The organism is Clostridium sp. 7_2_43FAA (assembly GCF_000158375.2).
Taxonomy (GTDB): domain Bacteria; phylum Bacillota; class Clostridia; order Clostridiales; family Clostridiaceae; genus Clostridium; species Clostridium tertium.
In genome coordinates this window covers 1,866,785-1,889,177 of the sequence record NZ_JH815222.1, presented here as the reverse complement: position 1 = coordinate 1,889,177, position 22,393 = coordinate 1,866,785, and the positions used below count along the sequence as shown (strand labels likewise).

Here is a 22,393-nt window from a genome sequence, read left to right as displayed (position 1 = left end):
TTATTAACAGATAGGTTGTAAAGCTTGATAAAAATATGACGATACTTATAGAAAAAGGGTTTGGGGGAAGAGATACTTGGAAAATAAAGTAACAAGAAAAACAAATAGAGGATTTGTCATAGCAACTTCAGTTCTTGCAATAACATACTCATTAGGGTTATTAGCCATGTTAAAAAACAAAAGAATAGAAAAAGAATTTGCATATTTAGCACTTGCAATCACATTAGTATCAACATTTATTATGGTCATATTTTATTTTAAGGATAAAGATAATATAAAGATAAGACATATAGTTGGAACACCATATGCAATAGTCTATGCAATATTACTATTTAAATCTAATTTGATGGTAGCTCCAGTTGCAATAGTACCTCTTATAGTTATATGTATGATATATTTAGATCATAAATTTATGATAATACCAATAGTAGGAGCTTTTATATTCAATGTAATCTGGGCTTTTATAAATTTTAATAATGAAGCTGTTAGAGATAATATACTCTTAGAATTGGTATGTATTTTCATGTTTTATGCAATGACTTTTATTATAACTAGAATATCAAATAAAATAAGGGTAGAAGCAGATCTCGAAAGAGAAAAAAGCAATAGTATGGTTAAAGAACAAGAGAAGATATTAATTGAAATAAGGTCAGCAATAGAATTATTAAATAAGAATACATCATCAATATCAGAGACATTTAATACTATAGAATCATCATCAACTGATATAAGTAGTGCAATTTTAGAGATATTAAATGGTTGTGAAAGTACTACTTCAAATATTGAAGAGCAAAACAAAGCATCAAATAATATAAAATTAGATATTGAAAGTGCTGTAAATAATTCAAAGGACATGGAAACTGAGTTTAAGAAAAGTAGAGATATTTTCGAAAACGTATTTGGAATGGTAGAAGAAGTTGCTAGAAATTCTAATGAAGTTAAAAATAAAAATTTAGAGGTTTATACAATAGCTAATGAACTAAAGGAAAAGACTTCTAAAGTATTAATAATAATTGATATTATCAGAGATATATCAGAAAAAACAAATCTTTTAGCCTTAAATGCAGCTATAGAATCAGCTAGAGCAGGTGAATATGGCAGAGGATTTTCAGTTGTTGCAGATGAAATAAGAAAGTTAGCAGAGCAAAGTAAGGATTCCTCAAATGAAATAAATAGTATTATCAAAGAATTAGAAGGCGAAGTTTTAAATGTTTCTAAATCTATTAATGATGTTACAGAAATAATAAATGAAGAAGAATTAATAGTAAAGAATACTACTAATGAGCTTTATGATTTAACTAATGGATTAGATGATATGGAAAAACTTGTTAAAGGAGTAACTAGTAGAATTATAGCAATAGATAACGATAATTCCAAAATTACAGATGGAATAGCTAATGTTGCTTCAATATCAGAGGAAACATTAGCAAATTCACAAAACACAGCTGCAACAGTTGAAATGCTATTTAAAGAAGTTACTGATGCAAAAAATTCTTTAGATGAATTAGTTGAATTATCTAAAAGAATGAATACATATTCATAGAATGATATTAAATTAAAAACGTGATATAATATTATTAAACATAATTTTATATAAAAGGAGAAGAATAAATGAAGTTAATATCATGGAATGTTAATGGAATAAGATCCTGTGTTACAAAAGGCTTTTTAGAATATTTTAAAGAAATGGATGCAGATATCTTTTGTATTCAAGAAAGTAAATTGCAAGAAGGACAAATAGATTTAGAATTAGAAGGATATCATCAGTATTGGAACTATGCTGAGAAAAAAGGTTATTCAGGAACAGCGATATTTACAAAAGAAAAGCCTTTAAGTGTAAGCTATGGATTAGGGATAGAAGAGCATGATAAAGAAGGTAGAGTTATCACTTTAGAATTTGAAAATTTCTATATGGTAACAGTTTATACTCCAAATTCAAAAAATGAACTTGCTAGATTAGATTATAGAATGGTTTGGGAAGATGCATTTAGAGATTATTTAAAGGTATTAGATGAAAAGAAACCAGTTATAGTTTGTGGAGATTTAAATGTTGCACATAAGGAAATAGACTTAAAAAATCCTAAGACTAATTTAAGGAATGCAGGATTTACAGAAGAAGAAAGAAGTAAATTTACAGAATTATTAAATGCTGGTTTTGTTGATACATTTAGATATTTTTATCCTGATGAAGTTGGAGCATATTCTTGGTGGTCATATCGATTTAATGCAAGAGCAAAGAATGCAGGATGGAGAATTGATTACTTCTTAGTATCAAATTCAGTAAAGGATAAATTAGAAGATGCTAAAATTCATTCTGAAGTTTTAGGCTCTGATCATTGCCCAGTTGAATTAAAAATTAATCTTTAAGATAATAAAGAATTAAGCTACTGTACTATTTATGGTTTATATATAGTAAGGTGGCTTTTTTTATTAGAAATTACAAATTAACTTTGAAATCAGTAATATATTAATATAAAAGATTACAAAAAACTTAGAGATGAAATTATAGAGAAAAATGAAAGTAATATTTTAAAATTTTCAGTTAAATATCTTTATAAATAGTTTAAAAAAGTTATTGGAGTAAAGGTTACAGAAAGAATAAGCGTAGAAGTTAAAAAGCAAGTGAAAGTTATAAAAAAAGCATAATTTATACAATTGAAAAGTAATATATATTATGAATAAACTATAGGGGTGATGTAGTGTCAATTAAGGAAGTTAAAAATAGCTTACCAAAAGAGCTTATAGAAATTTTAGAAAATATATTTACAGATGGTCAGTTAGATCTTATTTATAAAAGTTATTATAGAGGACGAAATACTACATTTAGAATTAATACTTTAAAAGGCAATACTAAGGAAGTTATGGATGAATTAAGCATGAATAAAATAAAGGCTGTAAATCATCCAGTATTAAAAAATGCATTTATTGCAAAAGGCATTAAGGAGAGTAACTTAAGAAGATTAGAGGCTTATAAATATGGTAAAATATATTTACAAAACCTATCTTCAATGTTACCTCCTTTATTTTTAGATTTGAAAGAAGATTTAGTTGTTTTAGATATGTGTGCAGCACCAGGTGGAAAGAGCCTTTACATGGCTGATTTAACTAAAAATAAAGCAACTATTTTAGCAAATGATGTAAATGAAATAAGAAGAGAGAGGTTAAATTACAATATAGAAAAACAAGGTGCAAATTCAATAATAGTCTTAGGTGCAGATGGATGTTCTATAGGTAAACGATTAAATAAATATTTTGACAGAGTTCTTTTAGATGTTCCTTGCTCTGGAGAAGGAATAATCACGTTAAAAAGTAGTAAAGTATATAAGGGATGGAATGAAAAAAAAGTTGCATTGTGCTCAAAATTACAAAAAAGATTATTTGATAGTGCTTATAATGCTCTAAAGCCTGGGGGAATCATGGTATACTCAACATGTACTTTGAATCCTTTTGAAAATGAAGAAGTTATAGAATATGCACTAAATAAATATCCAGATTTGAGATTAGAAAAAATTAATTTAGAATTACCAAATGTAATAAGGGGTTTGAGTAAATATAAAGAAAAAATATATAGTGAAGAAATTACAAAATCAATAAGAATAATTCCAAATGAAAATATGGAAGGATTTTTTATAGCTAAATTAGTTAAAAATAAAGAATAATTTGAATACTACTTGAAAATTGTAATATTGAAATTTCTATTATAATTTGGAAGTAAAAAGGAAGAAAATAAGTTAATATAAATAAAAATACCACTATAAAGTTATAAATAAATTTTGTAGTGGTATTTTATAATTAAATTCTTAGTAATGAACATGAATTAGATGAAATCTTATATTATCATTACTCCAACCTAAATCATAGGGAACAAGGAGTCTATTAGTGTTATGACATGTAACTAAAGGATATCCCTTAGAATCAAATCCAGTAACTGTTGATATATGGGTTATTCTCCCTTTCTTTTCATATGCAACAAAATCTCCAGGCCTCATATTAAAGGCTGCCTTATATGTTTGTTGATAGGATCCTTTAGCAATATATGAAGCTCTACCACTTCCAACCATATAATTTTTGAAGCCTTGTGCGTTTAGCCAAGCCTTAGTTCCTTCTTTTCCAGAGTAATTCCATAGGCCATTTTTCTTGAAACCTCCACCTTCAAATAGTATTTGTGAAGCAAAATTTGCACAGTCACCACCATCAGGATTGTGATCTTTATATTTTGAATTATATTTAAAAGTAAATTCTTCATCTTCAGAAACTCCACAATATTTATGAGCATATTCTACTGCCTTTGTTACTCTTTCATTAGGTATAAATTCTGGTTGCTTTTGAGTCAATATGTAATTTTTTATTTCATCAGATTTTATATTTTTCATATCAAGTGAATCTGCAAAAGGGTCAGTATACCATTCCTTAGTTATAATATATCTATCATTTTCTTTCTTTAAGTTTAGGTAGTGATTAGTTCCTAGCCTAAAGTGATTAATAACATCTGGAGTATCAATATAAAAATAATTAAAATCTGTTGCAACATCACAAATTACTCCATATAAACCTGGCTCTTTTTCAGCAACTTTTCTTATTCTAACTATAGATTTTAAATCTCTAAACTTTACAGCTTGTTTTTCCGACCAACTTATTAAATAATTAGTTTTTTTAGCTTCACTTTCATATGCCCATAAGCTTACTTTTATATTTAAATCATAAAATCCCTTTAATAATTCACAATCTCCAGAAACTATAGCAGCATTCCTTTGTGCAAATAAATCTTCTAGCAAACCTTTAAATTCTTGCTTCATTTCCTCAGAGGATAAACCATTATTTAAAAAGTTAATAGTTTCCTCATCTTCATAAATGTCATCTGCAAAAGAAATAGAAAAGGGTAATATATTAAAGGTAAATAGTACAATTAAAATAAAATTTATAAATTTATATTTAAGCTTCACAAATTTCGCCTCTTTCCTCTTTAAACTATATAAGTAGTTTATACAAAAGATATTAAATTTATCTATAAGTTATTAGTATTTTGTATGGATGTTTTTAGCAAATAAGTAATAAAAACATATAATAAAGTATTAAAAATTAAGTAAGAGGAAATTTATGAAAAGATTAAACTATCTTTATGAGAATGCAATGGAAGTAAAATTTGATGATGGGGATAATATAGTATTTATTTCAGATATCCACAGAGGTGATGGAACTTTTTATGATTCCCTTCTTCCAAACAGAAATATTTATAAGACAGCTCTAGCTTATTATTACAGAAAGGATTTTACTTATGTTGAAGTTGGAGATGGAGATGAGCTTTGGAAAAATAGAAATTTTAATGATATAGCATATTGCTATAATGATATATTTAAGTTATTTAATAGATTAAAAGAAGAAAATAGAATTTATATGATTTATGGAAATCATGATATAATAAAAAATAGAGATAATTTTTATAATACACAGTATAGGGCATTAAGAAAAATTGGAGCCAATTATGGAAAAAACTTTTTAAAGTTTATTAAAGATATTAAGTTTTATGAAGGTATTAATTTTAAATTTACTCCTGTTAATGAAAAGTTTCTAGTTACTCATGGACATCAAGCAGATTTAATAAATTCTGATTATTGGATGATATCACGATTTTTAGTAAGATATGTGTGGAAATTTTTAAATGGATTAGCAGGATTTAATGATCCAACAAGTCCTGCTAAAAATAATAAAAAAGGAAATAAAGTTGATAGAAAGCTTGAAAAATGGACAAAAGAAAATGGTAAAATGCTACTATGTGGACATACTCATAATAGTAGAATGCCAGGCAAACTTGAGCCACCATACTTTAATGATGGGTGTTGTGTTTTACCATATGCAATGACAGCAATAGAAATAGAAAGTGGAAAAATATCTCTTGTAAAATGGAGTGTGGAATCACAAGAATCAGGAGTTCTTTGGGCAAGGAGAAAAATTATTACTGGACCAGAAAGATTAGAAGACTACTTGTTATGGGCAAGAAACGAAAGAATAAGAATGATAAAAGAAGCTAAAGAAGGAAATGAAAGTAAAATAGAAAATAGGAAATAAAGGAGAGATATGTATGAATTCAATTGACTTACATTGTGATACTGCTAGCAGATTATTATATGAAAATCTAAAGCTTAAGGAAAGTATTTGCAAAGTTGATATAAAAAAATTAAAGGAAGCTAAAGCATTAGCACAGGTTTTTGCACATTTTATAGAGTTAAATATAGTAGATAATCCATATTTAGAATTTAAAAGAATGCATGAGGTTTTAATGAAAGAATTAAAAGAAAATTATAATGATATTGAAATAGTAAGAAATTTAGAGGAGTTAGAAAGAGTTAATAATAAAGGGAAAATAGGAGCTTTCTTATCAATAGAAGAAGGTGAAGTATTAGAAGGAAAAGTAGAAAGAGTAAAAGAGGTTTATGATATGGGGATAAGATTCATAACATTAACATGGAATTTTCCAAATAGTATAGGTTATCCCAATGCAGGATATAGATATAAAGATAATGGTTTAACTTCTAAAGGAAAAGAAATAGTTAATGAAATGGAGAGGATTGGAATAATACCAGATTGTTCTCATTTATCAGATGGTGGATTTTATGATTTAGTAGATATATGTAAGAAGCCTTTCGTTGCAACTCATTCTAATGCTAGAGAAATAACTAATCATTCAAGAAATTTAACTGATGATATGATAGTTAAATTAGCTAATAAGGGTGGAGTTATGGGATTAAACTTCTGTGCACCATTTTTGGGAAAAGAAAAGATTCCTACAATTGAATCTATGATAGCACATATTAAACATATTAGAAATATTGGAGGTATAGATGTACTTTCACTGGGAACAGATTTTGATGGGATTGAAAATGAAGTGGAAATTAGAAATATTGGAGAAATAGGAAGACTTAGAGATGCCTTAATAAAAGAAAAATTTACAAATTCAGAAATTGATAAGATATTCTTTAAAAATGTAAAAAGAGTAATTAAAGAATGTCTATAATACAAACTAAAAGCTAGGAGAAGAAGATGGAAAACTTACAAGGAAAAATAGCCTTAGTTACAGGCGCATCACGTGGTATTGGAAAAGCAATAGCCATTGAATTAGCTAAAGAGGGGGCAACGGTAATTATAAATTACTCAAAAGACGATGATGGTGCAGAAACTACATTAGCAGAAATAATTGCATTGGGAGGATATGGTAAATTATATAAGTGTAACATATCTGATTATGCTATGTGTAAAGAAATGATTGACCATGTTATAGAATCATTTGGGAAGATAGATATATTAGTCAATAATGCAGGAATATCTACTATAGGATTGTTTATGGATTCTTCAAAAGAAGATATAGATAATGTTATGGAAGTAAATATTATAGGAACTATGTACTTAAGTAAACATGCGCTTCCTCATATGATTTCTAAAGGAAAAGGGAATATAATTAATATTTCTTCTATATGGGGCGATGTTGGAGCTTCATGTGAAGTAGTATATTCTAGTTCTAAAGGGGCAATAAACTTGTTCACTAAATCACTTGCTAAGGAAGTGGCTCCAATGGGAGTAAGAGTAAATGCAATTGCACCGGGAGTAATTAATACAGAAATGAATTCATTTTTATCAAAAGATGAAAAGAAGGAACTAAAAGATGAAATACCAATGGGAAGATTTGGAGAAGCTGATGAAATTGGAAAATTAGTGGCTTTTATATGTAATGATTCATGTAAATATTTAACTGGACAAATTATAAAAGTTGATGGAGGACTTATTTAGAATTAATAATAGGTAGTTGATAATAGACATAAACTTTTATTTAAGTTAAAAAACGTCTTTAAGTAAGTAAAATCAATGGTTTAAAAGGGGGTCGCGTTTCGCGCCCCCCTTTACAAAATAAGATATTAACTTTTTTAAGGCAATAAAGCTTACTTTAAATTTAATAAATTTTATATTAAATAGATTTCTTAGATTGAGCCTTTTACTAATAATCAGATTATCATATGATTTTATAATTTTACTAATATAAATTCATTTTAAATAAAAATTATATGTTAAAGTGATATTCAATACTATAAGTCATTATGAAAAAAACTATAATTATTTTTTATATTTCTTATATATTTTCTTTATTACTATTACAATGAGCTTTATAAGTAAATAGATAAAAAAGATATAAATGAAACCATATAAACCATAAGCAATATCAGCAAATTCCATATTACCTCTGTTTGTTAGTTTTTGCTGTATTTCTATAGCAAAAACTATAACTATCATAACTGTTAATGTATAGATAAAAGATATTGCAGTAATGCTATATTTTGCAAGTTTCTTAAATAAAACTTGTGTTACTCCAAATATGATTATTCCAATTAAAGCCATAAATATAAAGTGAAGTTGTTTATCATTTAATTGATACCCAGCTATGCTGACAATATCTAAAACTTTATCATGTAAGTCATTAATAATGTTAGCTATTAATTTTAATATTTCTACCATAGATATTCCCCCTATGTTATTTTATCATTTATTATATCATTAAATGTGGGAATTTACTAATTATGAATACAAGGATATCTTAAATATATAATGTTTATTTAAAGAAGGTTTACAGAATATTATAAATTAGATATAGTTTAATTAGATAAAAGAAAATAAATAGAGATTTGGTTAAGAGTTAAAATAGAACTCTTAAAAGAGAAAGGACTTAATAGTATGGGAAAAGTATTAGTACTAGCAGAAAAGCCTTCTGTTGGTAGAGATATAGCAAAGGTTCTAAAAAGTAATCAAAATAAGGGATCATATATTGAAGGAAATAAGTATGTAATAACTTGGGCATTAGGGCATTTAGTTGGTCTTCAAGATCCAGAAGGATATGATGAAAAGTATAAAACTTGGAGTATGGAAACTCTTCCAATGTTACCTAAGTATATGAAGCTTACTGTTTTAAAAAAGACATCTAAGCAATTTTACGAAGTAAAAAAGCTTTTAAATAGAAATGATATTGAAGAAATAGTAATAGCTACAGATGCTGGTAGAGAAGGTGAGCTTGTAGCAAGATGGATTATAGAAAAGGCAGGAGTTAAGAAACCTATAAAAAGACTATGGATATCATCTCAAACTGATAAGGCGATATTAGATGGCTTCAAGAACTTAAAGCCTGGAAGCCACTACGAAAACCTATATAAGGCAGCAGTATGTAGAGCAGAGGCTGATTGGATAGTTGGACTTAATGCAACAAGAGCATTAACATGTAAATATAATGCACAGCTTTCAGCAGGAAGAGTACAATCACCAACTTTAGCTATGATAGTTGATAGAGAAGATGAAATAAAGAATTTTAAACCAAAAGACTTTTATACTATATCTGCAAAAGCAAGTGGAATATCACTTCAGTGGGTTAATAAAGATAATAATTTAAGAATTTTCAATGAAGAAGCAGCAAATAAAATTTTAAATAATTTAAAAGGGCATGATGCTAAAATAATATCTATAACAGAAACACCTAAAAAGAAATTTTCTCCAGCTTTATATGATTTAACAGAGCTACAAAGAGATGCCAATAAAATATGGGGATATTCAGCAAAGCAAACTTTATCAATAATGCAAAGACTATATGAAAATCATAAGATTTTAACATATCCAAGAACTGATTCAAGATATATATCAACAGATGTTGTTTCAACTATTCCAGAGAGATTAAAAGCAATATCTATTGGTGAATATAGAATGGCATCTTCGGAGATATTAAAGGGAAAAATAAATGTGAGTAAGAGCTTTGTAGATAATAGCAAGGTAAGTGATCACCATGCAATAATACCTACTGAGCAAAAGCCAAACTTAAGTAATTTAAGTTCAGAAGAAAGACATATATATGACCTTGTAGTTAAAAGATTTTTAAGTGTTTTAATGCCTCCATTTGAATATATTCAAACAAATATAAAGGCTGAAATAAATAAAGAAATATTTATTGCAAAGGGTCAAGTTATAAAATCAAAGGGATGGAAAGCTTTATATGATAAAGAAATAATAGATGATAATTCAAAGGAAGATGATTTAAAAGATCAAGTTCTTCCAAAACTTAATAATGGGGATTTATTAAAGATAAATTCAGTAGATTTAAGTAAAGGTCAAACTAAGCCACCAGCTAGATTTAATGAAGGAACTCTTTTATCAGCTATGGAAAACCCACAAAAATATATCAGTGTAGATAAAGATTCTGCTAAAACATTAAATGAAACAGGTGGACTTGGAACTGTTGCAACTAGAGCAGATATAATTGAAAAATTATTTAATTCTTTTGTAATAGAAAAGAAAGGAAAAGAAATTATACCTACATCTAAAGGAAGACAGCTTATAGATTTAGTTCCAAAGGAGCTTAAATCACCATTGTTAACTGCAAAATGGGAAAAGAAATTAGATGGAATAAGCAAAGGGAAAGAAGATTCTAATTTATTTATAAAAGAAATGAGAAACTATGCTGTAGCTTTAATAGAATCTATAAAAGGAACTGATAGTAAATTTATTCATGATAATAAAACAGGTAAGAAGTGTCCTAATTGTGGCAAATACCTTTTAGAGGTAAAAGGTAAAAATGGAGTCATGAATGTTTGCCAAGATAGAGAATGTGGATATAGAGAAAGCGTAAGCAGAAATACCAATGCAAGATGTCCAGAATGTAAAAAGAAATTAGAAGTTAGAGGACAGGGCGAAGGAAAGATATATGTTTGTACTGGATCTAATTGTAACTTTAGAGAAAAAGCATCACAATTTGAAAAGAGATTTGATAAAAAGGGAAAAGTAGATAAAAGAGAAGTAAATAATATGATGAAGAAAATGAAAAAGGAAGCAGAAGACTTTAATAATAATCCTTTTGCAGAACTTTTAGGAAAGATGAATTTAAAAGACTAATGTAATAATTAGATAGAAAAGAACAGATTGAAACTTATGAAAGTCAACAAAGAGCCTGAAAAAGAAAAAAGCCTATAGAATTAGAAATTAATTAGTAAAAAAAATAAACTATATTTAATTTTAAAATATAGTTTATTTTTTATAATAATTTTGGAATATTTATATAAAATAAGAATATAAATATATAGTCTGAAAAATTTCTATCAAAAATTTAAAGTTATTTTCAGTTGAATAAGAAAAGTAATATATGGTAAAAATTAGAATTGTAGAGAGGATGAAGTATATGGAAATAAATAAATCAGAATGTACATGTAGTAAATGTGGATACACATTCGAGGAGTTAAGAGATGAATGTCTAATTATATGCCCACATTGTAAAAAAATAAAGAAGATACAGGAGTTTAATTTAATAGAAGGTTAAATTGTTAAGTAGTAGAAATTTTAATTTCCTACTACTTTTTAATAATATAAGGGATGAAACTTCATCCCTTATATTATTTCTGAGTCATCTGCTTTTTTTAATGTAAATTCAAATTTAACTCCATCTTCTGTATTATTTAGTGAATAAGAACTTTCATGTAGTGTTAAAATTCTCTTTACTATTGCAAGTCCAAGACCATTACTATTTTTAGAAGTAGTTCTAGCTTTATCGATTCTATAGAATTTAGTATATAAATTTTCTATTTCATCTTCAGGAATATAAGCACCTTTATTTTCAATAGAAATATTAATTAAAGTATCAGTACTAGCTACTTCTATAATCACTTCTTTTCCATTAGGAGTGTATTTAAGAGTATTACTTATAAGATTTGTAATAACTTGTTCTAATTGAAATACATCTCCAATTACATAACAGTATTCCAGGTCTGTTTTCAAATTTAATTTTATATCTTTTGAAGCAAATTCTAGTGAGAAGCTTTTTATAAGCTTTTGTATAAGTCTAAGTATATTAAATTTTTCTAAAGCTAGTTCTATATTTCCAGATTCAAGCTTTGAAAGTTCTAACATATTAGTTACTAATTTATTCATTTTATGTGATTCATCTATGATAGTATCTAGATAAATTAATGCATCTTTACCTGTTACGATTCCATCTTTAAGTCCTTCTGCATATCCTTCTATTATTCCAATAGGTGTTTTTAAATCATGAGAGACACTTGCAACAAAATCTTTTCTCATTTCTTCAAGTTTACGCTCTTTTTCGATATCTTCTTCTAACTTTTTATTTTTTTGCTTTAAATCATCTAAGGCGTTTTCAAGTGTAGAGGACAAAAAGTTTAATGTTGTAGCAAGATTACCAATTTCATCATCAGAAGTTGCTTCGCATTTAGCGGTAAAATCCATAGAGGACATTCTTTTTGCTACTTTATTTATATTTATCAATGGCTTAGAAATTAAATTTGCATATACTGATGATAAGAAAACAGCAATTATACTAAAGCCTAAAAATAAATATCCATAAAACTCTTTAGTTACACCAGCAGCTTCATTTATAGGCTGCATTGATGAAACAGATACAATAATTGAATCATTTTTTGAGTTTAATGACATTGGAGATAAAATACCAATTTTCTTTGAATTACTTAATTTATTTTCAAAAATACTAGCTTGTGGTTTACCAGAAGTTAAAACTTGATTAACAAGATGTTTATCATTAATAAGTTCAGCACAAAATGAAGTTAAAACTTGAAAGTCATCCGTATTTTTACCGTAATTTGCCACAAATCTAATTTTGCCATCTAATGAAAGAATAAGAGCTTTGGAATCTGTTTCTTGCTCGAATCTAATTAGTGCCTCAGTTAAAAGATTTTCATCAGTATAATAAGAATTTAAAGTGCTAAATTTACTTGATTCTTTAATCATTCTATTTACTTTTCTATTTAAATAGAAATCTTCAAAAAATAAAATTTGAAATAACATGCTAAATATTAATAAAATAAATATTAATCCAAAAGTTATTAAAAATAATTTTTTTGATATGTTAAATTTATTTTTGTGCTTCAAATCTATATCCACTTCCTCTAACTGTAACTATATAAGATGCTTTATTTCCAAGCTTTTCTCTAAGTCTTTTTATATTTGTATCAACAGTTCTTAAGTCTCCATAGTAATCTAATCCCCATACATTATCTAATATAGTATCTCTAGATAATGCAATTCCTTCATTGTCGGATAAATAAGATAATAGCTCAAATTCTTTTGGCGATAAATTTATAATTTCATTATTTACTTTAACTTCATGAGATAATTTATTTATAGTCAACCCATCATATTCATTTAATCCAGAAAAAGTATCTTCAGAAGTTCTCTTAAGTAAAGCTTTTACCTTAGCTATTAGTATTTTAGGTGAAAATGGTTTAGTTATATAATCATCAGCCCCCATTTCATATCCAAATAACTTATCTTCTTCTTGGCCTTTAGCAGTTAATAATATAACAGGAACTGTAGAAACCTTTCTTATCATTTCTAAAACTGTAATTCCATCAACCTTTGGCATCATGATATCTAATATGACTAAATCTATTTTATTGCTAATAAAAAAATTAAGTCCCTCATCTCCATCAGCAGCTTCAATAATGTTAAAGCCTTCTTTTAAAAAATAATCTCTTAGTAAAAATCTAATACGAGTTTCATCTTCAATTAATAAAATATTTTTTGGCATAAAACCCTCCATATAATAAAATCTTTAATATAATTATAAATGTCAAGACTTGTGTGGTAAAGGTTAATTGATCAAATTAAATAAAATGTAATATTTATCTTGTTGTATATTAAGTATATTTTTATATTAAAAAACAGTATAAATGTTGAGATAAATTTCATAAAAATAAGTAAAGATAGATATTAATTACTTTTAGAGTAAATTGTTCATGAATAATAAGTAATTATTTGATTTAAAAAGAGTAATAATGTAGATTCTTAGTTGAAACATATATATAATTATAGTATTGTATTTAGAATATAGTCATATTATATTTTTAATAATTAAGTAGTATGAAGAATGGGTGGATTAATATGTTTAAATTGAATTTTGATGTTGAAAGACATTTTTTAGATAATGGATTAGAAGTTATAACAATTAAAAAAGATACAAAAATATCAGCTATAAATGTTGGTATTAAAGTTGGATCACTATATGAAAATATGAATGAAAAGGGAATTTCTCACTTTATAGAACATATGCTGTTTAAAGGAACAAAAAAAAGAAGTTATGAAGAATTAAATGATGAGTTAGAATTCTTAGGGGGAGAGTATAATGCATATACAGATTATACATCTACAGTATATACTATAAGTTGTTTAGAAGAGGAATTTAAAAATGCTATAGAAATATTAGGAGATATGATTATAAATCCTGCCTTTAATAAAGAAGAATTAGAAAAGGAAAGAGGAGTAATACTTGCAGAAATGAGAACTAGCAAGGATGATATTGAGGATTTAAGCTTTAAAAGAACAAATGAAGTAGCATTTAATAAAAGTCCATTAAAATATGATGTTGCAGGCATTGAAGCAAATGTAAAAAATTATGATAGATATGATTTAACTAGTTTTTATAAGAAGCATTATATTCCTAATAATGCTTTAGTTACAGTAGTATCTTCATATAATCATGATGAAGCGTTAAATGAAGTAAAAAAAGTTTTTAAAGGATGGGAACCTGGAGAAAAAATAAAAAAGGATATTTTAGAAGAAAAGAATATATGTAAGTCTATAACAACAACTAAATCTAATATAGAGCAAAATACAATAGTTTATTTATATACTTTCTATAATTTAAATAGAGATTTAGAACTTCCTCTTAGAATTTTAAATCATAGATTAGGAGAAAGCTCTAACTCACTTTTATTTAGAGAAGTTAGAGAAAAAAGAGGACTTGCTTATGATATTTATACAAGTATAGATATGACTAATAGTGTTAAGACTTTATATATCTATACAGCAGTTGGAGAGGAAGATCTTAATTCAGCTGTAAGTGCAATAAATGAAACAATATCTGGAGTTAAAAGTGGAAGTTTAGCAATTGGCGAAAGAGATTTAGAACTTATGAAAAAAGTTCATAAAACAGCAGTTATTTCAACTTTAGAAGATCCTTCAGAGTTATGCAATTATATGCTTCATCAAGGTTTAGATGGAGAGGACTTATATGAATTTGTTAAGGATATGGAAAAGCTACATTCTCTTGATATAAATAAAATTCAAGAAGTTGCTAGAGAGGTTTTAAGCAATCCAACAATTCATATATTAAAATCTTAAAATATTGGAGATAATTATGAATATTATTACAAAAATAGAGGTACAAAAGAGAAACAAAGAAAGAGTAAATATATATATTGATAATGAATATTCATTTTCTTTAAGTACTGAATTGATATATAAAGAAGGTCTTAAGACAAATGAAAATATTGATTTAGAAAAAATAAAATCTATTGCTAAAGAAGATGATTATATAAAATGCAAGAATGCTGCACTTAAAATAGTAGAAAAATCATATAAAAGTGAAAAAGAATTGAAAGATAAACTTTTATTAAAAGGATATGATAATTTAACAATTGATAAAACTTTAAATTTTTTAAAAGAATATAACTTTTTAAGCGATACAAATTATGTAAAAATGTATGTTAAGGATAGAAGTAGACTACAAGGAAAAAAGAAGATAAAGTATGATTTAATAAAAAAAGGGATTAACGATAACCTTATAGAAGAAGAAATATCTAACATAGATGAAGATGAAGAAAGAGAAGTAGCATATAATATGGCATTAAAAAAGTATAATGTTTTATCAAAAAGAGAATCTGATAAATATAAGTTATCTCAAAAGCTATATAGATTTTTATTATCAAAGGGATATGATTACGATATAGTATCATATGCTGTAAAAAGAGTAACAAGTACTGATGATATGTAGATTATTAAAAAGGAGAGACATTAATGGTTACATATTTACCTTATATTTTATGTGCTATATTAATGCTTTTTTCAATAAAGGGTAGTATACAAGGGGCTTTGGAAGAAGGAAGCGCTAAGTACTCTTTAAATAGATTAATTTATTATTTTTCTATTTTTATAACATTTTTAATTATGCTTACAAATTTAGATAAGATATATTTAGCTATATTGAAGTTCGTGAGTGATAATTCTAATGTTACTTTAGTAAATAATAATTTATTTAAAGCATTAGTATTAGGAATAGTTTTTTTAGCTATACAAACTATAATTTACTGGATTTTAAAGTGTTTAAGTGAGCCATTAACAAAAGCTTATAAGTTGTTATTAAGCAAGGGTAAGTTAAGAATAGTATTATTTTCATCGCTTTTTGGATTTTTAAAAGGGCTTGTTATTATCTTAATAATGTTTATGGGAATAATAACCTATAATACAACCTTTGGAAGAAGCATGAAAATCAATTTATTTAACGGTATTAATGGATATAGTACTTTAGAAAGTATAATGTCAATAAATAAGCCTGTTTTATCTTACGATGATTTTAAAGAGTATATTCCTGCAAGTTCAAATGTAATAGTATATTATAATGGAGTTACTTTAGAAGATGGTATTAAATCATCAAAAGAGATAGATGAAAAGGCAACTGAAATAATAGGAAATGCTAAAAGTGATAGAGAAAAGGCAAAAAGGTTATATTCATGGATAGGATCAAATATAAAGTATGATTTTACAAAAGCAGAAAAAGCATTAGGACCTGAAGGTGTAACTAATAGTGGTGCAATTGAAGCTTGGAATACTAGAAGTGGAATTTGCTTCGATTATGCATGTCTTTATGTAGCTATGGCAAAATCAGTTGATTTAGGAAGCAGAATAGTAACTGGAGATGCATTTGACGGTCAAAATTATGGACCGCATGCATGGAATCAGGTATATCTTGCAGATGAGGGGATTTGGATTAATGTTGATCCAACATTTTATTTAGCAGGAGATTATTTCGATAACAAAGATTTTAATGAAGATCATTTAAATGCTCAAATAGCAGGTGAATGGCTTTAAGCATATAAGTTAAAAAGCATTATAACCTTAAATAGGTTATAATGCTTTTTTGTTTTTAGACATTATTAAATTTATTGCTTTTTCACAATCAGTATCAGAACTATCTAAAGACCAAGCTATGTTGAAATAAATTAATGCTTTTTTTATTTCTTCTTTCATTGCATAACAATATGCTAAGTTAAAGAAATATTTACTTTCTTGCTGCATAGCAAGAGCTTTCTTTATCATTGTTATTGCTGAATCAAAATCCTTAAGTTTTATATAACAAACTCCACAGTTATAGTAAGAGCAAGTCATACTTTCATTGTTTTCAATTGCCATGGTGTAATATTCAATTGCTTTTTTATATTCTTTAAGATTATAGTATTTATTACCTTCATTAAAGTAATTCATTTTTACCTCCAAGTGATAATTATATGTATATAAGTTGTAATAAATATCCTTCATTTAATTAAAATATTTTTATAGTTTATGGTATTTAAGTAAAGTTATTATTTTAGCAACTTATATAAAAAATTAAATAATATATGCTTTCAATTTTGATATTTTACTTAAATAAGACTATTAACTTTTAATTTTATAACACTATAATTATGAAGATTATTAATTGAAACATATATTTAAATTATTGACAGCTGAATAAGTTAATATTCAATATATGAATTTTAAAAGAAAGTGTAGCAGAATTTAGAAATTTTTAAAGAAAATATATTGATAATAAATACAATTAAAAAATAAAATTCGACAAAGTTTGTAAATTTGACTTTATTTTTTTATATTTCTCTAATATAATATATTTATGTTTTTTAGTAACGGATTTTAAAGAGCAGGAGAGATGGTATGTGTAATAATAATCCTTATATATTAGTATTAGGAGCATCAATAGTAGATATAATAGGTTTTAGTAGAAAAAAATATCATGAAAGAGACTCAATACCAGGGAATATTAAAATATCTTTAGGTGGAGTATGTAGAAACATTGCTGAAAACTTAGCAAGAGTTAATGTTAATACAGAATTCATTTCTATTTTAGGTGGAGATGATCAAGGAAGAAATATTCTAGAAAATTCAAAATTAATAGGATATAATATGGAACACTCATTGATTTTAGAAGATGAGTATACACCAACATATATGGCAATTTTAAATGAACACGGAGAAATGGAATCTGCTATAGTTGATATGGACAGCTTAGATAAGATGGAATCTTCTTTTATTGATTCTAAATCTCATATAATTGAAAATGCCGAATATACAATATTAGATTCTGATAACCCAGAACTTTTAGAGTATATTTTAACTACTTTTAAAGGTAAAACTAAATTTGTTTTAGATCCAGTTTCAGCTACAAAAGCAGAGAAAATAAAACATTTAATAAAATATTTTCATACTGTAAAGCCAAACAGATTGGAAACTGAAGTTTTATGCGGATTTAAAATTGAAAATGATGATGATTTAAAAAGAGCGGGAGATTATTTCTTGTCCTTAGGAGTTAAAAATGTATTTATAAGTCTTGATGCTGATGGAATATATTATAAAAACTCTAAGGAAGAAGGAAAGATAGGTACTAGCAGTGTAGAAGTCAAAAATGTTACAGGTGCTGGTGATTCTTTTGTTGCTGGTGTTGGATATGGCTATATGAATAACCTTTCTATTAAGGATACTGTTAAATATGCTATTGCTATGTCAATAGTTACAATAACTCATGAAGAAACTATTAATCCAAGTATGAGTGAGGACTTTGTTAATGAGTTTATAAAAAATATGGAATGGATTGAAGGATAATAATAATTACATATTTTCACTTTCTTTCTTAAGATTTAATAAAATAAATAAATTTCTTTTACATAATCTAAGTATATAAGCTTGGAGGTGAAAGAAATGGGTAAGAAATCAAAGAATAGTCATAAGAAACATATTAATCATAATCCACAAGTGGAAAGTGTAAAAGCAGCTTTTGGAGAGCCAAAAGCAAAAGAGCATGATAAAAAAGATTTTATAATTTAGCAAATAAATAAAAAGATGCTATAATATCATAGCATCTTTTTATTTATTTTATTATAAGGACAATATTGACAAAAATAATAATATATTATAAGATAACCTTACAAAATCATATTATAAAAGCAATGATAAAGAGGAGTAAGGAATACAATATATAAAGAGAATGAAGGTCATCGGCTGAAAGCCTTCTATATTAGAGTATCCTGAAGGTAGCTTTTGAGCATCTTTACTGAACTAAAGTAAGTAAAGGCGGCTTTCTTAGTCGTTAATAAATAAAGAGCTTAATATAAAAAAAATTATATTAAGAAAAAAGGTGGTACCGCGAGTCTTCGTCCTTTTGTGATGAAGGCTTTTTTTATTGCTTAAAATTAATAATCAAGAATATATAATTTTATTTTATTTCTAAATTACAAAAATGAATTTATAAATTAATTATGTGAATCTAAAGTATGAACCTTCAATTTAATACTTTATTACCATTTAGTACATATAATAAAGTTTATTAATTATCTTGATTATATAAAAATTTAATATGTAGTTAGTAAAGATTAATAAATTATTATATGAACCTTCAAATTATATAATAGAACTAAAATTAATATCTTTATTAAACTAGTTTTATTAATTTCAATAAAAGCAAATTTTTAGGTATCTATCTTTAATCTATATAAAGTAAAAAAAGGAGGCAAAAAGGATGTCTGAAAAGAAAAACTTAGCAACGACATACAATCCAAAGGAATTCGAAGAAAGAATTTATAAGCTTTGGGAAGAAAAAAAATACTTTACACCAATAATCGATAAAAATAAGAAGCCTTTTTCTATAGTTATGCCACCACCAAATATAACTGGAAAGCTTCATTTAGGTCATGCTCTTGATAATACACTTCAAGATATGCTTATAAGATTTAAAAGAATGCAAGGATACTGTACTTTATGGTTACCAGGACAAGACCATGCTTCTATTGCAACTGAAGTTAAGGTTGAAAATGAACTTTTAAAAGAAGGCTTAATTAAAAAAGAAATGGGAAGAGAAGCATTCTTAGAAAAGGTTTGGGAATGGGCTGATGAGTATAGAGATACAATAAGAACTCAATTAAAGAAAATGGGAGTTTCTTGTGACTTCTCAAGAGAAGCATTTACAATGGATGAAAATTTAAATAAAGCAGTTAGAACTGTTTTTGTTAAGCTATATAACGAAGGCTTAATTTATCAAGGAAATAGAATAACTAACTGGTGTCCAAAGTGTACTACAGCACTTTCAGATGCTGAAATAGAATATGAAGAAAAAGAAGGAAGCTTCTGGCATATAAATTATCCATTAGCTGACGGTAGTGGATATTTAGAAATTGCAACTACAAGACCAGAAACTTTACTTGGAGATACAGCTGTTGCTGTTAATCCAAATGATGATAGATTTAAACATCTTATAGGAAAAACATTGAAATTACCTCTAACAGATAGAGAAATTCCTATAGTTGGTGATGACTATGTAGATATTGAATTTGGAACTGGTGCTGTAAAAATAACTCCTGCTCATGATCCAAATGATTTCCAAGTAGGACTTAGACATAATTTACCTCAAATAAGAGTTATGGATGATAATGGTGTTATTAATGAGCTAGGTGGAAAATACCAAGGATTAGATAGATATGAAGCTAGAAAGCAAATGGTTAGCGATTTAGATGAGCAAGGTTTATTAGTTAAAGTTAAACCACATACTCATAATGTAGGTACTCATGATAGATGTGGAACTGTAGTTGAACCCATAATATCAAAACAATGGTATGTTAAAATGGAATCTTTAGCGAAACCAGCTATAGAAGCAGTAAAAAATAATGAAACTAAATTTGTTCCAGAAAGATTTGATAAAATATACTTCAATTGGATGGAAAATATTCAAGATTGGTGTATATCAAGACAATTATGGTGGGGACATAGAATCCCAGTTTGGTATTGTAATGATTGTAGAGAAATAATAGTTCAAGTAGATGCTCCAGAAACTTGCCCTAAGTGTGGATCAAAACATATGCATCAAGATGAAGATGTATTAGACACTTGGTTCTCCTCAGCTTTATGGCCTTTCTCAACTTTAGGATGGCCAAATGAAACGGAAGATCTTGAATACTTCTATCCAACAAATGTATTAGTTACAGGATATGATATTATCTTCTTCTGGGTTGCAAGAATGATATTCTCAGGAATACACAATATGGATAAAACTCCATTTGATACAGTTTTAATTCATGGAATTATAAGAGATTCTCAAGGTAGAAAAATGAGTAAATCTCTTGGAAATGGTGTTGATCCATTAGAAGTTATAGATGAATATGGAGCAGATGCTTTAAGATTTATGCTAGTAACTGGTAACTCTCCAGGAAATGATATAAGATATATTCCAGAAAGAGTTGAAGCAGCTAGAAACTTTGCAAATAAGATGTGGAATGCTTCTAGATTTGTTATGATGAATCTTGATAAAGAAGTAATGGATAAATACGCTGATTGCAAAGAATATAGTTTAGCTGATAAGTGGATTCTTTCAAGAATGAATACTTTAGTTAAAGAAGTAACTGAAAACATGGAAAAATACGAACTTGGAATTGCTCTTCAAAAGGTATATGATTTCATGTGGACTGAATTCTGCGACTGGTATATTGAATTAGTTAAAGGCGTACTATATGGCGATGATGAAAAGCAAAAAGGTATAGTTTATAATGTTTTAAATGATGTTCTTAAAACTGGACTTAAGTTATTACACCCTGTAATGCCATTTATAACTGAAGAAATATATACTACTTTAACTGATGGTGATTCAATAGTAGTTTCAAATTGGCCAGAATACAATGAAAGCTTAACTGATGAAAAGGCTGAAAAGGATATGGACTTTATAATTGAAGCTATAAAGGGGTTAAGAAATGTAAGAGCTGAAATGAATGTTCCACCATCAAGAAAAGCTAAAGTAATTAGCTATACTACAACTGAAGCAAAAGATGCATTTATTTCTGGGGTTCACTATATAGAAAAATTAGCATCTGCATCAGAAGTATCATTTATAGATGATAAAGCTATGGTTCCAGAAAATGCAGTATCACTAGTTGTTAAGGGTGGAGAATTATTTATGCCACTTTTAGATTTAGTAGACAAAGAAAAGGAACTTGAAAGATTAAATAAAGAAAAGAAAAAGCTAGAAGGCGAAGTAGAAAGAATAGATAAAAAGTTATCTAATCAAGGGTTCGTAGCTAAAGCACCACAAGCTGTAATTGATGGTGAAAAAGAAAAGAGAGAAAAATATCAAGAAATGCTAAATGCAGTTTTAGTTAGAATAGATACTTTAAAATAGAATATATTATTTTAAAATATTAAAATAATATTCATTGCTATACAACATTAAAAGAATTTATTTTATTATTAAAAAAAATTTTTGTTTCTAATTTAGAGTATTTAGTTTATAATATTTAAGATAAAAGATTTAATAAGA

The 22,393-nt window shown here is 26.7% G+C and carries 19 protein-coding genes and 1 other annotated feature; of the genes, 14 read left to right on the top strand and 5 right to left on the bottom strand.

Annotation, left to right across the window (positions count from 1 at the left end):
- Positions 1 to 76 precede the first annotated feature (76 nt).
- The 3 genes from CSBG_RS10525 to CSBG_RS10515 all read left to right on the top strand — a co-directional run bounded on the left by CSBG_RS10525 (position 77) and on the right by CSBG_RS10515 (position 3,659).
- The gene (locus CSBG_RS10525) at positions 77 to 1,543 is read left to right on the top strand and encodes a methyl-accepting chemotaxis protein (protein WP_008679346.1); all 1,467 of its coding nucleotides are present in this window, start codon (positions 77 to 79) and stop codon (positions 1,541 to 1,543) included.
- A 68-nt stretch (positions 1,544 to 1,611) separates the two neighbouring features.
- Entirely contained in the window at positions 1,612 to 2,367 is a 756-nt protein-coding gene (locus CSBG_RS10520; protein WP_008679344.1) for an exodeoxyribonuclease III, read from the top strand.
- A 332-nt stretch (positions 2,368 to 2,699) separates the two neighbouring features.
- Positions 2,700 to 3,659, top strand: a complete 960-nt coding sequence (locus tag CSBG_RS10515; protein WP_008679343.1) for an RsmB/NOP family class I SAM-dependent RNA methyltransferase — start codon at positions 2,700 to 2,702, stop codon at positions 3,657 to 3,659.
- 141 nt (positions 3,660 to 3,800) lie between these two features.
- Here CSBG_RS10515 and CSBG_RS10510 read toward each other — a convergent pair whose 3' ends face one another.
- Positions 3,801 to 4,943 carry an amidase domain-containing protein gene (locus CSBG_RS10510; protein WP_008679341.1) on the bottom strand — a complete coding sequence of 381 codons (1,143 nt, stop codon included), beginning with the start codon at positions 4,941 to 4,943 and terminating at the stop codon, positions 3,801 to 3,803.
- A gap of 154 nt (positions 4,944 to 5,097) precedes the next feature.
- Here CSBG_RS10510 and CSBG_RS10505 point away from each other — a divergent pair, with 154 nt between their 5' ends.
- From CSBG_RS10505 to CSBG_RS10495, 3 genes are read left to right on the top strand one after another with little or no spacing between them, the layout of a single operon-like run.
- A complete protein-coding gene (locus CSBG_RS10505) occupies positions 5,098 to 6,066 on the top strand; it encodes a metallophosphoesterase (protein WP_008679340.1) in 969 nt (322 codons plus the stop codon).
- A gap of 13 nt (positions 6,067 to 6,079) precedes the next feature.
- Positions 6,080 to 7,012 carry a dipeptidase gene (locus CSBG_RS10500; RefSeq protein ID WP_008679339.1) on the top strand — a complete coding sequence of 311 codons (933 nt, stop codon included), beginning with the start codon at positions 6,080 to 6,082 and terminating at the stop codon, positions 7,010 to 7,012.
- Positions 7,013 to 7,038: 26 nt separating this feature from the next.
- Positions 7,039 to 7,782, top strand: coding sequence for an SDR family oxidoreductase (locus CSBG_RS10495; RefSeq protein ID WP_008679338.1), 744 nt, complete (start codon positions 7,039 to 7,041; stop codon positions 7,780 to 7,782).
- A 321-nt stretch (positions 7,783 to 8,103) separates the two neighbouring features.
- Here the strand turns inward: CSBG_RS10495 and CSBG_RS10490 are convergent, their stop codons facing one another.
- Positions 8,104 to 8,502: a hypothetical protein gene (locus tag CSBG_RS10490; RefSeq protein WP_008679337.1), complete on the bottom strand. Its 399-nt coding sequence runs from the start codon at positions 8,500 to 8,502 to the stop codon at positions 8,104 to 8,106.
- 216 nt (positions 8,503 to 8,718) lie between these two features.
- On the opposite strand from CSBG_RS10490, the gene CSBG_RS10485 reads away from it, so the two are divergent.
- A complete protein-coding gene (locus CSBG_RS10485) occupies positions 8,719 to 10,914 on the top strand; it encodes a DNA topoisomerase III (RefSeq protein ID WP_008679336.1) in 2,196 nt (731 codons plus the stop codon).
- A gap of 283 nt (positions 10,915 to 11,197) precedes the next feature.
- Positions 11,198 to 11,335 carry a hypothetical protein gene (locus CSBG_RS18300; protein WP_008679335.1) on the top strand — a complete coding sequence of 46 codons (138 nt, stop codon included), beginning with the start codon at positions 11,198 to 11,200 and terminating at the stop codon, positions 11,333 to 11,335.
- Between the two features lie 68 nt (positions 11,336 to 11,403).
- Here CSBG_RS18300 and CSBG_RS10480 read toward each other — a convergent pair whose 3' ends face one another.
- On the bottom strand, positions 11,404 to 12,777 hold the full coding sequence (locus tag CSBG_RS10480; protein WP_242825279.1) for an ATP-binding protein: 1,374 nt from the start codon (positions 12,775 to 12,777) through the stop codon (positions 11,404 to 11,406).
- 124 nt (positions 12,778 to 12,901) lie between these two features.
- Positions 12,902 to 13,576, bottom strand: coding sequence for a response regulator transcription factor (locus CSBG_RS10475; RefSeq protein ID WP_008679333.1), 675 nt, complete (start codon positions 13,574 to 13,576; stop codon positions 12,902 to 12,904).
- 353 nt (positions 13,577 to 13,929) lie between these two features.
- On the opposite strand from CSBG_RS10475, the gene CSBG_RS10470 reads away from it, so the two are divergent.
- Genes CSBG_RS10470 through CSBG_RS10460 form a run of 3 tightly spaced genes read left to right on the top strand, consistent with a single transcriptional unit; the run spans position 13,930 to position 16,914 of the window.
- On the top strand, positions 13,930 to 15,168 hold the full coding sequence (locus CSBG_RS10470) for a pitrilysin family protein (protein WP_008679332.1): 1,239 nt from the start codon (positions 13,930 to 13,932) through the stop codon (positions 15,166 to 15,168).
- A gap of 16 nt (positions 15,169 to 15,184) precedes the next feature.
- Complete coding sequence (gene recX / locus CSBG_RS10465) at positions 15,185 to 15,820, top strand: recombination regulator RecX (protein ID WP_008679330.1); 636 nt, start codon at positions 15,185 to 15,187, stop codon at positions 15,818 to 15,820.
- Between the two features lie 23 nt (positions 15,821 to 15,843).
- Positions 15,844 to 16,914, top strand: coding sequence for a transglutaminase-like domain-containing protein (locus CSBG_RS10460; protein ID WP_008679329.1), 1,071 nt, complete (start codon positions 15,844 to 15,846; stop codon positions 16,912 to 16,914).
- A 36-nt stretch (positions 16,915 to 16,950) separates the two neighbouring features.
- Here CSBG_RS10460 and CSBG_RS10455 read toward each other — a convergent pair whose 3' ends face one another.
- A complete protein-coding gene (locus CSBG_RS10455) occupies positions 16,951 to 17,307 on the bottom strand; it encodes a tetratricopeptide repeat protein (protein ID WP_008679328.1) in 357 nt (118 codons plus the stop codon).
- 447 nt (positions 17,308 to 17,754) lie between these two features.
- Here CSBG_RS10455 and CSBG_RS10450 point away from each other — a divergent pair, with 447 nt between their 5' ends.
- From CSBG_RS10450 to CSBG_RS10445, 3 genes are all read left to right on the top strand, one after another.
- On the top strand, positions 17,755 to 18,699 hold the full coding sequence (locus CSBG_RS10450; protein ID WP_008679327.1) for a carbohydrate kinase family protein: 945 nt from the start codon (positions 17,755 to 17,757) through the stop codon (positions 18,697 to 18,699).
- Between the two features lie 96 nt (positions 18,700 to 18,795).
- Entirely contained in the window at positions 18,796 to 18,921 is a 126-nt protein-coding gene (locus CSBG_RS18970) for a CPC_1213 family protein (protein ID WP_008679326.1), read from the top strand.
- A gap of 113 nt (positions 18,922 to 19,034) precedes the next feature.
- Positions 19,035 to 19,258: a binding site (T-box leader), on the top strand.
- A 354-nt stretch (positions 19,259 to 19,612) separates the two neighbouring features.
- On the top strand, positions 19,613 to 22,255 hold the full coding sequence (locus tag CSBG_RS10445; RefSeq protein ID WP_008679325.1) for a valine--tRNA ligase: 2,643 nt from the start codon (positions 19,613 to 19,615) through the stop codon (positions 22,253 to 22,255).
- The last annotated feature ends 138 nt before the right edge of the window (positions 22,256 to 22,393 follow it).